This window comes from Polaromonas sp., from assembly GCF_029945685.1.
Taxonomy (GTDB): domain Bacteria; phylum Pseudomonadota; class Gammaproteobacteria; order Burkholderiales; family Burkholderiaceae_C; genus Polaromonas.
The window spans coordinates 276,829-290,078 of the sequence record NZ_JAQSDA010000027.1 but is presented as its reverse complement, the minus strand read 5'-3'; the positions used below and the strand labels follow the sequence as shown (position 1 = coordinate 290,078).

Here is a 13,250-nt window from a genome sequence, read left to right as displayed (position 1 = left end):
ATGGTAGGAGGTGCTCGGGTGTGAATTTGTAAGCGAATCGCCCGAAATTCTGCCCGCCAGCAACGATGTTGGTGAGCCCTTAAACTAGGCGCGGCCTTTTTTCAGCCCCTTTCCAGCCCCTTCACTGTCCTTGACTCCCTTTCACTTTCCATCCCCATGCAAAAAATACAGCTAGGCAGCAGCGATCTGCAAGTCACCCCCATTTGCCTGGGCACCATGACTTTCGGCGAGCAGGTGAGCGAAGCCACGGCCCATTCGATTCTTGACCGTTCCCTGGAGCGCGGCGTCAATTTTCTTGACGCGGCAGAAATGTACTCGGTGCCGGCCCGGGCCGAGACCTTCGGCGCCACCGAAGCCATCATCGGCAACTGGCTGGCCCGGCGCCCGGGCGCCCGTGACAAGCTGGTGGTGGCCACCAAGGTCGCCGGTCCGGCCCGCGGCATGCCCTGGATACGCCAGGGCAGCCCCGATCTCACGCCGCAGGACATCGTGCAGGCCTGCAACGACAGCCTGAAGCGCCTGCAGCTAGAGACCATCGACCTGTACCAGATCCACTGGCCGGCGCGCAATGTGCCGGCCTTCGGCATGGTGTATTTCGACCCGGCCAAGGACAAGACCGTCAGCTCCATCCACCAGCAGCTCGAAGCGCTGGCCGGCCTGGTGAAGGCAGGCAAGGTGCGGGCCATCGGCCTGTCCAACGAAACCCCCTATGGCGTGCACGAATTCGTGCGGCTGGCCGAACAGCACGGCCTGCCCAAAGTGGCGACGGTGCAGAACCCGTTCTGCCTGATCAACCGCACGCTGGAAAACGGCCTCGACGAAACCATGCACCGGCTCGGCGTGTCGCTGCTGGCCTATTCGCCGCTGGGTTTTGGCCTGTTGACCGGCAAGTACGATGCCACCGGCACCACCGGCCCGGATGCTCCCAAGGGTGCGCGTATTTCGGGGTATGAGTCGGTGCGCAAGCAGCGCTGGGGCCGGCCCGAAGCGCTGGCCGCCGCGCGCCGCTACAACGCGCTGGCGCGCGAACACGGCCTCACGCCCACGCAGCTCGCGCTGGCTTTTTGCTACACCAAGTGGCAGGTGGCCAGCACCATCATCGGCGTGACCTCGGTGGCCCAGCTCGACGAAGACCTGGACGCCTGGGGCACGCAGCTTTCCCCCGAGCTTCTGGCCGCCATCGACGCGATCCGCTGGGAGCTGCGCGACCCGGCGCTTTAAATATGGTTTCCCCCCGAAGCGCCTTCGGCGAGGTGCCATTGCCAGAGCCAATGGCTCTTCGTGTCCGTCCAAACCTGCGCAGGCAGGTTTTGAGCCGCGGCCTCTCAGCCCGCAAGGGGGCGCCACCTGCGGCCCGGCTAAGCCGGTTCCGCGCTGGCACTTGAACGAGGCACCGCTGTGGGCAAAAAAGAACATGTGTCAGAGACACCGGCAACGCAGATGTTGAAGGCTGCCGGTGTGGCTTTCACTGAGCATCCGTACGAGTACCTGGAGCATGGCGGCGCGCAGCACAGTGCCGAGGTGCTCGGGTTCGATCCTTTCACCGTGGTCAAGACCCTGGTCATGCAGGACCAGGACGCCAAACCGCTGCTGGTGCTGATGCACGGCAACCGCAAGGTGTCGACCAAAAACCTGGCGCGCCAGATCGGCGCCAAGTCGGTCGAGCCCTGCAAGCCCGAGGTTGCCAACCGGCACAGCGGCTACCTCGTTGGCGGCACCTCGCCGTTTGGCACGCGCAAGGTGATGCCGGTGTATATCGAGGAAAGCATCCTGGCCCTGCCTGAAATCGCCATCAACGGCGGCCGGCGCGGTTACCTCGTTCGCATCGCGCCGCAGGTGTGTGTGGACCTGCTGGGTGCAAAATCGGTCCATTGCGCGCTTGCTGATTGAAGACAGAACTACAACAACAACAACAACAACAACACTGGAGAGAACACCATGGACTACGCTTATTCCGCCCTGGCCGTGCTGGGGGCCTACCTGATCGGTTCGCTGTCCTTCGCGGTCATCGTCAGCCGCCTGATGGGCCTGAACGACCCGCGCAGCTACGGCAGCAAAAACCCCGGCGCCACCAATGTCCTGCGCTCGGGCAACAAGGCGGCGGCCGCGCTCACGCTGCTGCTCGATGGGCTCAAGGGCTGGGTGCCGATGGCGCTGGTTTTGTGGTTCGGCAAGGACTACGGCATGCGCGAAGGCACGCTGGCCGCCGTCGGCCTCGCGGCCTTCATCGGCCATCTGTACCCGGTGTTTTTCGGCTTCCAGGGCGGCAAGGGGGTGGCGACGGCTGCCGGTGTGCTGTTTGGCGTGCACTGGGTGCTGGGCCTGGCGACACTGGCCACCTGGATCATCGTGGCCTTCTTCTCGCGTTATTCCTCGCTGGCCGCGATTGCCTGCGCCATTTTTGCGCCCTGGTATTACCTGATCGGCGACCGCTCGTTCTGGTATGTCGACAAGATGATTGCGCTGGCGATTGTGGCCATGAGCGCCTTCCTGATTTTCCGGCACCGGGAAAACATCAACAAGCTGCTCAAGGGCACGGAATCGAAGCTGGGCGCGAAGAAGAAGGGCTGATCCGGCCCCGAGATTTGCTATCAATAAGATAGCTGCTCGCGCTTGCGTGGTATGGGCTGCAGCCTGTTTTATTCCTAGAAACGCTTGACCAGCGTCATCTGGTCGTTTTCGCGGATCATCTGGAAACGCGTCAGGAAGCTGTTGCCCAGCAGCATGTGGGCCATGCCCTGCGGCATGACGACGGCGTCCACGTCATACACCTCGACATCGCCGACCCGCACGGAACCGAGTTTCACGCGAAAGCCCTGGGTCACGCCGTTGGCGGTGCTCATCTGCACCGGTTGCCCGCTTTTGTAGTTGACGCCGGCGCGTTCGGCATCGGCGGCGCTCATGGCGATGCTGGTTGCCCCCGTGTCCACCACGAACTGGACCGCACGGCCGTTGATCTGGCCCGGGGTGAAGAAGTGACCGCCGGTGCCCGCGGTCAACACAATGCGGCTGCCCTTGCCGGCGCCGCCGCCCGCGCCCCCGCCGGCACCCACGCTGACCGGCGCATCGCCGACGCGCACGGTGTGGCGCTTGCCCGAGAGTTCCAGCACGGCCTGGTCACCGCCGGTGGAGACCACTTTCACCCCCTGGTGGGTTTCCCCGGGCGCGACCGATTTAGGGGCGCCGCCATTGACGATCAACAGCGCCTTGCTGCCCAGCATGCCGGCCAGCGCAACGCTCTGCGCGTGTGCCGCTGGAGCCAGAAGCCCCGCCATGCCGACGAGCCCCGCGATCAGTGTTTTGGCCCGCATGGCAAGCCTGCTCAGTCGCGAAAGTTGTTGAAGCTCAGCGGCATGTCGGGCAGGTCCGCCTTGATCATGGCCATCGCCTCCTGCAGGTCGTCGCGGTTTTTTCCGGTCACCCGCACCGCGTCGCCCTGGATGGAGGCCTGCACCTTGACCTTGCTGCCCTTGATCAGCTGCGAGATCTTCTTGGCCTGTTCGGCCTCGATGCCGTTGCGCACCTTGATGACCTGCTTGACCTTGTCGCCGCCGATTTTCTCGACCTTGCCGGCGTCGAAAAAGCGCACGTCCACGCCGCTTTTGGTGGCCTTGTTGCGCAGGATGTCGGTGATCTGGTCGATCTGGAAGTCGCTGTCGCCGATCAGCGTGATTTCCTTGTCCTTGAGCTCGATCGCTGCTGCCGTGCCCTTGAAGTCGAAACGGGTGCCGATTTCCTTGGCGGTGTTTTCGACCGAGTTTTTGACCTTGACCAGATCGGCTTCGAGAACGGTGTCAAAAGAGGGCATGGTTTTCCGGCTTCCGGGGTTGCGTTGCAGAGGTGTCAGGGTGCGACAATCCCGTGATGTTAGTCGAGAAAAACGTTCCCCTCCAGTTTTCCAATACCTTTGGCATCGTGGCCAAGGCCCTCACGCTGGTGCGTATTGCCAGTGAAGAGGACGTGGCCGCCGTGCTGGCCGATCCGGCCCTGCTGGCGGCACCCAAGTTCGTGCTGGGCGGGGGCAGCAACATCGTCATCACCGGCGACGTCAAGTCCGTCGTGCTCAAGGTCGAGATCATGGGCCGGAAGCTGGTGAGCGAAACCGCCAAAGCGTGGATTGTCGAGGCCGGCGCCGGCGAGAACTGGCACGAGGTGGTGGGCTGGACCTTGCACAGCGGCTACCCGGGCCTGGAAAACCTCGCCATGATCCCCGGCACCGTGGGCGGCTCGCCGGTGCAGAATATCGGCGCCTACGGCGTGGAGTTGCAGGACCGTTTTGATTCACTCGACGCCATCGATCTGACCACCGGAAAAAGCTTCACGCTGAACGCGGCGCAATGCGCATTTGGCTACCGCGATTCGGTCTTCAAACACAGCAGCACCGGCCCCAATGGGCGCCCCGGCCTGGGGCTGGCCGGCAAGGCCCTGATCACGCGGGTGCGTTTTGCGCTGCCCAAGGCCTGGAAGCCTGTGCTGGGTTATGCCGACATCGAGAAAAAGATGGCGCAGTCCGCCATCACCCAGCCGGACGCGCTACAGATTTATGAGTGGATCTGCGAGATCCGCAAGGCCAAGCTGCCCGACCCCAAGGTGATTGGCAACGCCGGCAGCTTCTTCAAGAACCCCACGGTGACGCCCGAGCAGTGCGCCGACATCATCCAGCGCGAGCCCAAGATCGTCCACTACCACCTCGACGACGGCTCGGTCAAACTCGCCGCCGGCTGGCTGATCGACGCCTGCGGCTGGAAAGGCAAGAGCATAGGCAACGCCGGCGTGTACGACCGGCAGGCGCTGGTGCTGGTCAACCGCGGCGGCAGCACCAACCCGGTGACCGGCGGCGAGGTCATGACCCTGGCCAAGGCCATCCAGACCAGTGTTTATGAACGCTTCGGCATCCTGCTGGAGCCGGAGCCGGTGGTGGTGTAGTCAGTGGGGAGTCGAGGGGCTGCGGCACTACGGACTGTATGACACTGTCGTTGCGAAAGACTGACCGTTCGCGCCGCCCAGGTCCGTCACAGGCTGGCGCTTAAGTCGAGAACTCATGCGCATTACGCTGATCGCAACTGTCCACGCTGAATCTGGCCGCGCCAATATAGCGGAACTGCGGGCGATCCTTGATCGACTTGCACCTGACGTCATCTTTGCCGAAATTCCATCTGCCTTTCTTGCTGACTATCTCAACGGCTCTCATGGCACCCTTGAATCCGCTGCTGTTGTTTTGTATCGGGAACGCCGTCCAGTCAATGTTGTCCCTGTGGACTTGGACAAGCCAGGCGAAGAATTCTTCAGCAATTCTGAAGACATGTTCAAGAAGGTCGCGAGGACGAGTACCGACTATCGACGACTTGTAGACCAGAACAGCCTAGACATGCTGGAACTCGGCTTCCCCTACCTCAACAGCGATCGCTGCGCGCAGGCATGGGAAGGCATCTGCAACGAGGCTCTTGCAACCGTCGAGTGGATCGACGACACCAAGTTGAGACAGACCTACGATCTGTGGAATCAGACAAATGCCGATCGCGAGACCGGAATGATCGAGAACATTGAGAGCTATTGCATCCGCCACGTTCCCGCTCATGGCGTGTTTCTCGTTGGGGCCGCACACCGGAAACCCATCATGGAGAAGGTTCGGAAGCGACAAGTTGCTGGCGGACCAGGGGTCTTCTGGGACTTTTAAAGTGCGCTGAAATAGATGGCGGAATGATCAAAATGAACAAAGCCCGCCAAGTTTGCACTTGGCGGGCTTTGTCTTTTGGGGTTAATTGGACTTACTTACCCAGCTTCAAAAAGTCGTCCCCCTTGCCCAACTCCAGCAGTCCGGCGTTGGAGTACACCTGCAGCTTGGCGCGGGTGTCGGTGATGTCCAGATTACGCATCGTCAATTGCCCAATGCGGTCCAGCGGCGAGAACGGCGCGTCTTCCACCTTTTCCATGCTCAGGCGCTCAGGCGCGTAGGTCAGGTTGGGTGATTCGGTGTTCAGCAGGCTGTAGTCGTTGCCGCGGCGCAGTTCCAGCGTCACGGTGCCGGTGATGGCACTGGCGATCCAGCGTTGGGCGGTTTCGCGCAGCATGATGGCCTGGCTGTCGAACCAGCGGCCCTGGTACAGCAGGCGGCCGAGCTTGCGGCCGTTGTCGCGGTATTGCTCAATGGTGTCTTCGTTGTGGATGCCGGTGACCAGGCGCTCGTAGGCGATGAACAGCAGCGCCAGGCCAGGGGCCTCGTAGATGCCGCGGCTCTTGGCTTCGATGATGCGGTTTTCGATCTGGTCGCTCATGCCCAGGCCGTGGCGGCCGCCAATTTCGTTCGCCTTGAGGATCAGGCTGACCAGGTCGGGGTAGTGGATGCCGTTCAGGGCCACAGGGCGGCCTTCTTCAAAGGTCACGCTCACTTCTTCGGCCTTGACGACGCAGTCGTCTTTCCAGAACGGCACGCCCATGATGGGGTTGACGATCTTCATGCCGCTGTTGAGGTTTTCCAGGTCCTTGGCTTCGTGCGTGGCGCCCAGCATGTTGCTGTCGGTGCTGTAGGCCTTTTCGGCGCTCATCTTGTAGCCAAAGCCATTGGCGGTCATGAAGGCGCTCATTTCAGAGCGGCCCCCCAGTTCGTCGATGAACTGCTGGTCCAGCCAGGGCTTGTAGATCTTCAGCGCGGGGTTGGTCAGCAGGCCGTAGCGGTAAAAGCGCTCGATGTCGTTGCCCTTGAAGGTGCTGCCGTCGCCCCAGATGTTGACGTCGTCTTCCTTCATGGCGCTGACCAGCATGGTGCCGGTCACGGCGCGGCCCAGCGGCGTGGTGTTGAAGTAGGTGGAGCCGGCGGTGGTGATGTGGAAGGCGCCGGCCTGCAGCGCGGCCAGGCCTTCAGCCGCCAGTTGCGGGCGGCAATCAATCAGGCGCGCCTTGATGGCGCCGTATTCCATGGCCTTGCGCGGGATCTCGTCGTAGTCGGCCTCGTCGGGCTGACCCAGGTTGGCGGTATAGGCGTAGGGAAGGGCGCCCTTTTGCTTCATCCACAAAAGCGCGGCGCTGGTGTCGAGGCCGCCGGAGAAGGCGATGCCGACCTTTTGGCCGGCGGGGATGTTTTGCAGGATGGTGTTAGACATAAAATTGGCCTCTAGCCCTTGTGGAGTCAGCGCAAGCTGCTATGAAAGTAGGAGTAAGTCGCCTGCGGATCAGCCGAAGTGGCAGATGTAGTGGTAAGCCTCGCCGACACGGATGTCGAAGGACGAGTTGCCCGGCACGCTGAATTTTTCACCGGCTGCGGACTTCACCCAGGCGTCGCTGCCGGCCAGTTTGTACTCACAGGCGCCGGCCACACACTCCATGATCTCGGGCGCGCCGGTGTTGAAGGTCAGTGTCGAGGGCAGCACCACGCCGACGGATTTTTTGGTGCCGTCGGCAAAGGTGATGCCGTGGCTCACGCACTTGCCGTCGAAATACACATTGGCTTTCGTGGTGACGCTGATGTTGTCGATTGTTTCTGTAGTCATGGTGGTGTGAAGGTGGGCGGGGGAAAACATCCGGCAGCCGGGCCGGGATGCAGAGCGCCTGATTTTAGGTCACCCGGGCCGCCGGCACGTGGCGGACGGGTCCTGACGAGGCAAGGGCCCTGAATCCGTTCGGCTATTTCAGGCGTATCACGAATGCAGGACAATCACGTCCATGAAAGCAGAAAGCCCGGATACCCAATTGATCGCGCTCATTGACCGCGTCGCGCTGGCCGACGAATCGGCGCTCAGGGAACTGTACGAACTGACCTCCTCCAAGCTGTATGGCGTGGCGGTGCGTGTGGTCAGCAACAGAAGCTGGGCCGAGGATGTGCTGCAGGAAGCCTTCATCAACATCTGGCGCATTGCGGGCGACTACAAGGCCACGCTGTCGCCGCCCATGGCCTGGCTGTGCCTGATCGTGCGCAGCCGGGGGCTGGACTTTCTGCGGCGCCGCAACTCCGACCGGGCCGACGCGGTGCAGGAACTCGACGATGTGATGTCCGACACGCTGGAAGGCGACTCCGCCAACCCGATGGACACCGCCCTGGCGGGCGAGCAGGCCTGGGCCCTGCACCAGTGCCTGAGCCAGCTGGGCAACAAGCAGCGCGAGGTGGTGAGCCTGGCCTACCTGCGCGATCTGAGCCACGGGGAGCTGGCCGAGCAGCTCAAGCTGCCGCTGGGCACGGTGAAGACCTGGATACGCCGCGGCCTGGAGCAGTTGCGCGGCTGCATGTCCCGGTTTGCCTGAGATGAAGCCGATGCCTGTTTTGTTTGCTTTATTGACTCTATTTGCCCTGTTTGTTCCCGCTGCGTTGCGGCGGGAAACTTCTGAAGAAGGTGTTGTATGAACCTGACCCGCAATCCCGCGCTGATTGATCAGCTGGCGGCCAGTTATGCGCTGGGCACCTTGCGCGGCGGCGCGCGTCGCCGGTTCGAGGAACTGGCGCGGACCCATGCAACCGTGCGCGCCGCGGCACTGATCTGGCAGGGGCGCATGGCTTCGGTCACCGAACTGCAGGCGCAGCAGGCGCCCAGTGCCGCCGTCTGGAAGCGGATTGAAAACCTCGTCCAGGCGGACAAGCAGGCACGAGCCATGCAGGCCGCGCGCCAGGCGCCGGTCGCCGCTGGTTCCGTTGCAGGCTGGTGGGCCAGCCTGGGCTTGTGGCGCGGTGCGAGCGCGGCCGGCGCCATGGCGGCGGTGGTGGCCGTGGTCACCGGACTGAACTTCAACACCCAGCTCAACGGCCAGGTTCGGGAACTGAACGCCCGGCTGGCGGCCACCCCCGAAATCCGTTATGTGGCGGTGCTTGCCGACGACAAGGCCGCGCCCGCGGTGCTGGTGACCTACGACCCCAAACACAGCCAACTGCAGCTCAAACATGTGGGCCAGTTCCACCCCGGGCCGGACAAGTCCCTGCAGCTGTGGGCGCTGCCGCAGTCCGGCGGGCCGAAGTCGCTGGGCGTCCTCGGTGAAGGCACGGTGATCCGTCTGCCGGCCCCCAGCGGTGAGGTGAACAACGTGCCGGCGCTGGCCCTGAGCCTGGAACGCCTGGGCGGCGTTCCGGCAGGCAGCGGTCCGAGCGGGCCCGTGCTGTTCAAGGGGGCCTTGCTCCAGACGGCGCTGTAAAGCCGGAAAGCGCTTCAGCCTCGGCGGCAACAAAAAAAGGGGCTTGAAAGCCCCTTTTTTTTGTTTTGCCTGGATTAGCGCCAGTGACGGTGACCGTAGCCGCCGCGGCTGTACCCGAAATTGAACGACAGGCCCACCGGCGGGTAATAGGGGCGCGGGTAATAACCGGGGTAGGCGACCACTGCCGGCTGCACGTAGACCGGCTGGGAATAAACCGGCTGGTAGACGGGCTGCGAATAAACCGGTTGCGAATAGACAGGCTGCGAGTACACCGGTTGCGAATAAACCGGCTGGGCAGGCTGGCCATAACCTTGCTGGACACCGGCCTGCGGCGCGGGCATCGCGCCCACCGGCGTGACCTGCAGCCGCACATACAGGCCGGGGTCATTGGGCATTTGCACGGTGTACTGCTTGTCGGCGTATTCGTAGACCACGTTGTAGTGCGAGGTGCGGTTTTCGTACGAGGTCTGGGTGCCGCACTGCTGCACGTTCTGCACCTGGCTGCGGTTGCCTTCGATGTTGTTGCCGACCATCGCGCCACCGACCAGGCCGATCACCGTTGCCAGGGCGCGCCCGCCGCCGTCACCGATGGCATTGCCCATCGCGCCGCCGGCCAGGGCGCCCATCACCGCGCCGGCACCCGAGGGAGGCGCTTCGGTGATCATGGACTGGGTGCTGCAGACCTGGCGCGGAACGCTGACCTGCTGGACCACCGGGGTGCTGGAGATCACACGCGCCAGGATGTCCATGGCGGACGCGTTGACGGCAAACAGGCCGGAGGCTGCGGCAACAGCGGATAAAACAAGTGCTTTTTTCATGGTTCAAATCCTTTTTCAGCCAGCTGGAAGAGCCCCTTGCGGGAGGCCAAAATGACGGCTATCAGTTTAATGATTCAGAGTCAATTTGGTGCACACAAGTTCAGTAAAGCCCTGTAAAGCTGACCCGGACCCGCACGCTTTACCAACGTCCCGCCGGCGGCTTCACAGCCGGTCAGACCAGCTTTTTTCGTCAAATCCGACCGTGACCTGCGTGCCCCAGTCCACCACCGGGCGTTTGATCACGCTGGGGTGGGCCAGCATCAGCGCGCGGGCGCTGGCCGCGTCCACCGTGGCGGCCTGCAGCTGCGGGTCCAGCTTGCGCCAGGTCGTGCCCTGGCGGTTGAGGAGTTTTTCCCAGCCCACCGCGCGCTCCCAGGCGCTGAGCCCCTCGGGCGGCACGCCCTGTTTTTTGAAGTCGTGAAAAGTGTGGGCGACAGCGCGCGCGGCCAGCCAGGCGCGGGCTTTTTTGACGGTGTCGCAGTTGGGAATGCCGTAAACAGTGATCATGCGCGGATTTTCGCATGGTTTGGCATCAAATTGGCCCCATCCCCTTGCAGGGCGGGCGCAAGCAGCTATTGTTTTGATAGCTATGCAACCCCATCCGGCGTACGGTCGGGGCGGCGGCGCGATCGGGTGCGGCGCGGCAGCGGCGACAATACGGCTTCCATGGACAAGCCCACCACCCTAGCCGACTGGCTCGCGCACTGCGAGCGCCTGCACCCCCACGCCATTGACCTCGGACTGGACCGCGTCCGCCGTGTGGCCGAACGCATGGCGCTGCGGTTTGACTGCCCGGTCATCACCGTCGCCGGCACCAACGGCAAGGGTTCGAGCTGCGCCATGCTCGAGGCCATTTTGGGGCAGGCCGGCTACCGCACCGGCGTCTACACCTCGCCGCACCTGGTGCATTTTGAAGAACGCTGCCGCCTGCGCGGCGAGATCGCCCGTGCCGACCAGTTGCTGCCGCACTTCGAGCGGGTCGAGGCGCTGCGCGGTGACATTTCACTGACCTATTTCGAGTTCACGATGCTCGCCATCTTCAGCCTGATGGCCGCGTCCGGCCTGGACGTGGTGGTCCTCGAGGTCGGGGTGGGCGGGCGGCTCGACTCGGTCAACATCATTGATGCCGACTGCGCATTGATCACGAGCATCGACATCGACCATACCGAACTGCTCGGCAAGGACCGCGAAAGCATAGGCCGCGAGAAAGCCGGCATCATGCGCGCCGGCAAGCCCGCCGTCGTGGGCGACCCGGTGCCGCCGCAAAGCGTGATCGATCACGCCGCCGAAGTGGGCGCTGACCTGTGGCGCCTGGGCCATGACTTCAACTTTTCCGGCGACCAGCAGCAGTGGGCCTGGGCCGGCCGCGGCAGGCGCTACGCCGGCCTGGCCTATCCGGCGCTGCGCGGCGCCAACCAGCTGGTCAACGCCTCGGGCGTGCTGGCCGCGCTGACGGCCCTGCGTGACCGGCTGCCGGTGACCGCCCAGGCGGTGCGCAACGGGCTGGGCATGGTGGAACTGCCGGGGCGCTTCCAGATCATCTCTGGCCAGCCAACGCTGGTGCTGGATGTGGCGCACAACCCGCACGCGGTGGCGGCGCTCACCGAGAACCTCGACGCCATGGGTTTTTACCCCTGCACCCACGGCGTTTTCGGCGCGATGGCCGACAAGGACCTGGCCCAGATGCTCAAGCGGGTGGGGCCGCTGGTCGATCGCTGGTATTTCACCGATCTGCCGACCCCCCGCGCCGCCACGGCCGGGGACTTGCTGGCCACGTGGCAGGCGCAGAACACCCGCCAGGATGCCCGTGCGAGCGTCCATGCCGGCCCGGTGCAGGCCCTGCAGGCGGCCGTCGCCGCCGCAGACCCCGCTGATAGAATTGTGGTCTTCGGATCGTTCTATACGGTGGGGGGTGTTTTGAAGGACGGCCTGCCGCGTCTTTTTGCTCCGCACGCTGCGCCTGAGCGCCACGCTTCATCAACCGATACCTAACCGATACCTAACGGATACCGTCATCGCCATGCCGTTTTTCAACTTTCGCCGGGGCCAACCCTCTGCTGCTGCCGGGTCTGCCACCCAGACCGAGAGCGTGGAAGTCATGCGCAAACGTGCCAAGCACCGCCTCATCGGTGCGGTGGTGCTGGTGCTGGCCGGAGTGATCGGTTTCCCCCTCTTGTTTGACACCCAGCCGCGTCCGGTGGCTGTCGACATTCCGATCGAGATCCCTGCCAAGAGCGGGGTCAAGCCCCTGGTGATGCCGCTGCCGGCCACTGCGCCGGCTGTCGCCGCCAGTGCCGCGCCGGCGGGCAACGACAAGGTCACCGCGCCGACCAGCCTCTCGCCGCGCGAAGAAATCGTCTCGGAAAAAAAGGCTGAAACGCCCGCTGAATCTGCGCAGCCTGCTATCAAAAAAGAAGCAAAGCCCGAACCGAAACCGGAGCTGAAGCCGGAGCCGAAACCCGAGCCCAAGGCCGCGGCCAAAACGCCCGCACCCGCCGCAGACGAGGGTGCCCGCGCCAAGGCCCTGCTCGACGGCAAGGCGCCCGCTGCCAAGGCCGCACCGGCCGAGGCGGAAGGCCGCCTGGTGGTGCAGGTGGGCGCATTTGCCGATGCCGACAAGGCCCGGGAAGTACGCCAGAAACTGGAGCGGGCGGGGCTCAAGACCTACACCCAGGTCGCCGACACCAAGGACGGCAAGCGTATTCGCGTGCGGGTCGGGCCGTTTGCCAGCAAGGCCGATGCCGACAAGGCCGCCAGCAAGATCAAAAGCCTTGATTTGCCGGCCGCCATCCTGACCTTGTAGGCATGTAACGCGTCGTGGCTGTTGCGGACTGGGCGTTTCTGGGGGTGTTGGTGGTGTCGCTGATCATCGGCGCGTGGCGGGGGCTGGTGTACGAGATCCTCTCGGTTCTCGGTTGGGCGCTGTCGTTTTACATCGCGCAATGGTTTGCGCCAGATGTGGCGGCCGTGCTGCCATTGCAGAGTGCGTCCGATTCAGTGCGTTACGCCGCGGCCTTTGTCCTGCTTTTCATTGTGTCCGTGTTTCTGGCGGGCCTGCTGGCGGTGCTGTTCAAGAAGCTGGTGGAGGCCATTGGCCTGCGGCCGGTGGACCGGACCCTGGGGGCGGCGTTTGGCCTGGTGCGCGGGGTGATCCTGCTGCTGGCGGTGACGGTGGTCGTCAACATGACTGCGTTCAAGGCCAGCGCCTGGTGGCAGGAGTCCGTCGGTGCCGGGGTGCTGACGGCGGCGGTCAAGGGCCTGAAGCCGGTGTTGCCCGAACAGTTTGCAAAGTACCTTTAATGATTGGCGAATTGATGA

At 63.6% G+C, this 13,250-nt stretch carries 16 protein-coding genes; 10 read left to right on the top strand and 6 right to left on the bottom strand.

The features are described from left to right. Window positions 1-156 precede the first annotated feature (156 nt). The 3 genes from PSV26_RS19825 to plsY all read left to right on the top strand — a co-directional run bounded on the left by PSV26_RS19825 (window position 157) and on the right by plsY (window position 2,571). Window positions 157-1,221 (top strand): aldo/keto reductase, encoded by a 1,065-nt coding sequence (locus PSV26_RS19825; protein ID WP_300573348.1) that lies wholly within the window; start codon window positions 157-159, stop codon window positions 1,219-1,221. Between the two features lie 177 nt (window positions 1,222-1,398). Further along, window positions 1,399-1,890 carry an aminoacyl-tRNA deacylase gene (locus PSV26_RS19820; RefSeq protein ID WP_300573345.1) on the top strand — a complete coding sequence of 164 codons (492 nt, stop codon included), beginning with the start codon at window positions 1,399-1,401 and terminating at the stop codon, window positions 1,888-1,890. A 48-nt stretch (window positions 1,891-1,938) separates the two neighbouring features. Continuing rightward, entirely contained in the window at window positions 1,939-2,571 is a 633-nt protein-coding gene (gene plsY, locus PSV26_RS19815; RefSeq protein WP_300573342.1) for a glycerol-3-phosphate 1-O-acyltransferase PlsY, read from the top strand. 74 nt (window positions 2,572-2,645) lie between these two features. Here the strand turns inward: plsY and PSV26_RS19810 are convergent, their stop codons facing one another. Continuing rightward, window positions 2,646-3,311 carry a TIGR02281 family clan AA aspartic protease gene (locus PSV26_RS19810; protein WP_300513170.1) on the bottom strand — a complete coding sequence of 222 codons (666 nt, stop codon included), beginning with the start codon at window positions 3,309-3,311 and terminating at the stop codon, window positions 2,646-2,648. 11 nt (window positions 3,312-3,322) lie between these two features. Then, a complete protein-coding gene (locus tag PSV26_RS19805; protein ID WP_300573339.1) occupies window positions 3,323-3,808 on the bottom strand; it encodes a YajQ family cyclic di-GMP-binding protein in 486 nt (161 codons plus the stop codon). A gap of 56 nt (window positions 3,809-3,864) precedes the next feature. Here PSV26_RS19805 and murB point away from each other — a divergent pair, with 56 nt between their 5' ends. After that, window positions 3,865-4,926 carry a UDP-N-acetylmuramate dehydrogenase gene (gene murB / locus PSV26_RS19800; protein ID WP_300573336.1) on the top strand — a complete coding sequence of 354 codons (1,062 nt, stop codon included), beginning with the start codon at window positions 3,865-3,867 and terminating at the stop codon, window positions 4,924-4,926. A 115-nt stretch (window positions 4,927-5,041) separates the two neighbouring features. Further along, on the top strand, window positions 5,042-5,677 hold the full coding sequence (locus tag PSV26_RS19795) for a hypothetical protein (protein WP_300573334.1): 636 nt from the start codon (window positions 5,042-5,044) through the stop codon (window positions 5,675-5,677). A 91-nt stretch (window positions 5,678-5,768) separates the two neighbouring features. On the opposite strand, the gene argG is transcribed toward PSV26_RS19795, so the two are convergent. Beyond that, window positions 5,769-7,100 carry an argininosuccinate synthase gene (gene argG, locus PSV26_RS19790; protein ID WP_300573331.1) on the bottom strand — a complete coding sequence of 444 codons (1,332 nt, stop codon included), beginning with the start codon at window positions 7,098-7,100 and terminating at the stop codon, window positions 5,769-5,771. Between the two features lie 69 nt (window positions 7,101-7,169). Beyond that, complete coding sequence (locus PSV26_RS19785; RefSeq protein WP_300573327.1) at window positions 7,170-7,487, bottom strand: pyrimidine/purine nucleoside phosphorylase; 318 nt, start codon at window positions 7,485-7,487, stop codon at window positions 7,170-7,172. Window positions 7,488-7,659: 172 nt separating this feature from the next. Here PSV26_RS19785 and PSV26_RS19780 point away from each other — a divergent pair, with 172 nt between their 5' ends. Further along, entirely contained in the window at window positions 7,660-8,235 is a 576-nt protein-coding gene (locus PSV26_RS19780) for a sigma-70 family RNA polymerase sigma factor (RefSeq protein WP_300513154.1), read from the top strand. A gap of 96 nt (window positions 8,236-8,331) precedes the next feature. Further along, on the top strand, window positions 8,332-9,114 hold the full coding sequence (locus PSV26_RS19775) for an anti-sigma factor (RefSeq protein WP_300573324.1): 783 nt from the start codon (window positions 8,332-8,334) through the stop codon (window positions 9,112-9,114). Window positions 9,115-9,188: 74 nt separating this feature from the next. Here PSV26_RS19775 and PSV26_RS19770 read toward each other — a convergent pair whose 3' ends face one another. Together PSV26_RS19770 and PSV26_RS19765 are read right to left on the bottom strand one after the other, a co-directional pair. Continuing rightward, the gene (locus PSV26_RS19770; RefSeq protein ID WP_300573320.1) at window positions 9,189-9,932 is read right to left on the bottom strand and encodes a glycine zipper 2TM domain-containing protein; all 744 of its coding nucleotides are present in this window, start codon (window positions 9,930-9,932) and stop codon (window positions 9,189-9,191) included. Window positions 9,933-10,094: 162 nt separating this feature from the next. Beyond that, entirely contained in the window at window positions 10,095-10,439 is a 345-nt protein-coding gene (locus PSV26_RS19765) for an arsenate reductase (protein ID WP_300513148.1), read from the bottom strand. Window positions 10,440-10,598: 159 nt separating this feature from the next. On the opposite strand from PSV26_RS19765, the gene folC reads away from it, so the two are divergent. The 3 genes from folC to PSV26_RS19750 are packed head-to-tail and all read left to right on the top strand — an operon-like array spanning window position 10,599 to window position 13,232. Next, window positions 10,599-11,924 (top strand): bifunctional tetrahydrofolate synthase/dihydrofolate synthase, encoded by a 1,326-nt coding sequence (folC, locus tag PSV26_RS19760; protein ID WP_300573317.1) that lies wholly within the window; start codon window positions 10,599-10,601, stop codon window positions 11,922-11,924. A gap of 28 nt (window positions 11,925-11,952) precedes the next feature. Further along, entirely contained in the window at window positions 11,953-12,735 is a 783-nt protein-coding gene (locus PSV26_RS19755; protein WP_300573314.1) for an SPOR domain-containing protein, read from the top strand. Window positions 12,736-12,749: 14 nt separating this feature from the next. Then, entirely contained in the window at window positions 12,750-13,232 is a 483-nt protein-coding gene (locus PSV26_RS19750) for a CvpA family protein (RefSeq protein WP_300513142.1), read from the top strand. Window positions 13,233-13,250 lie beyond the last annotated feature (18 nt).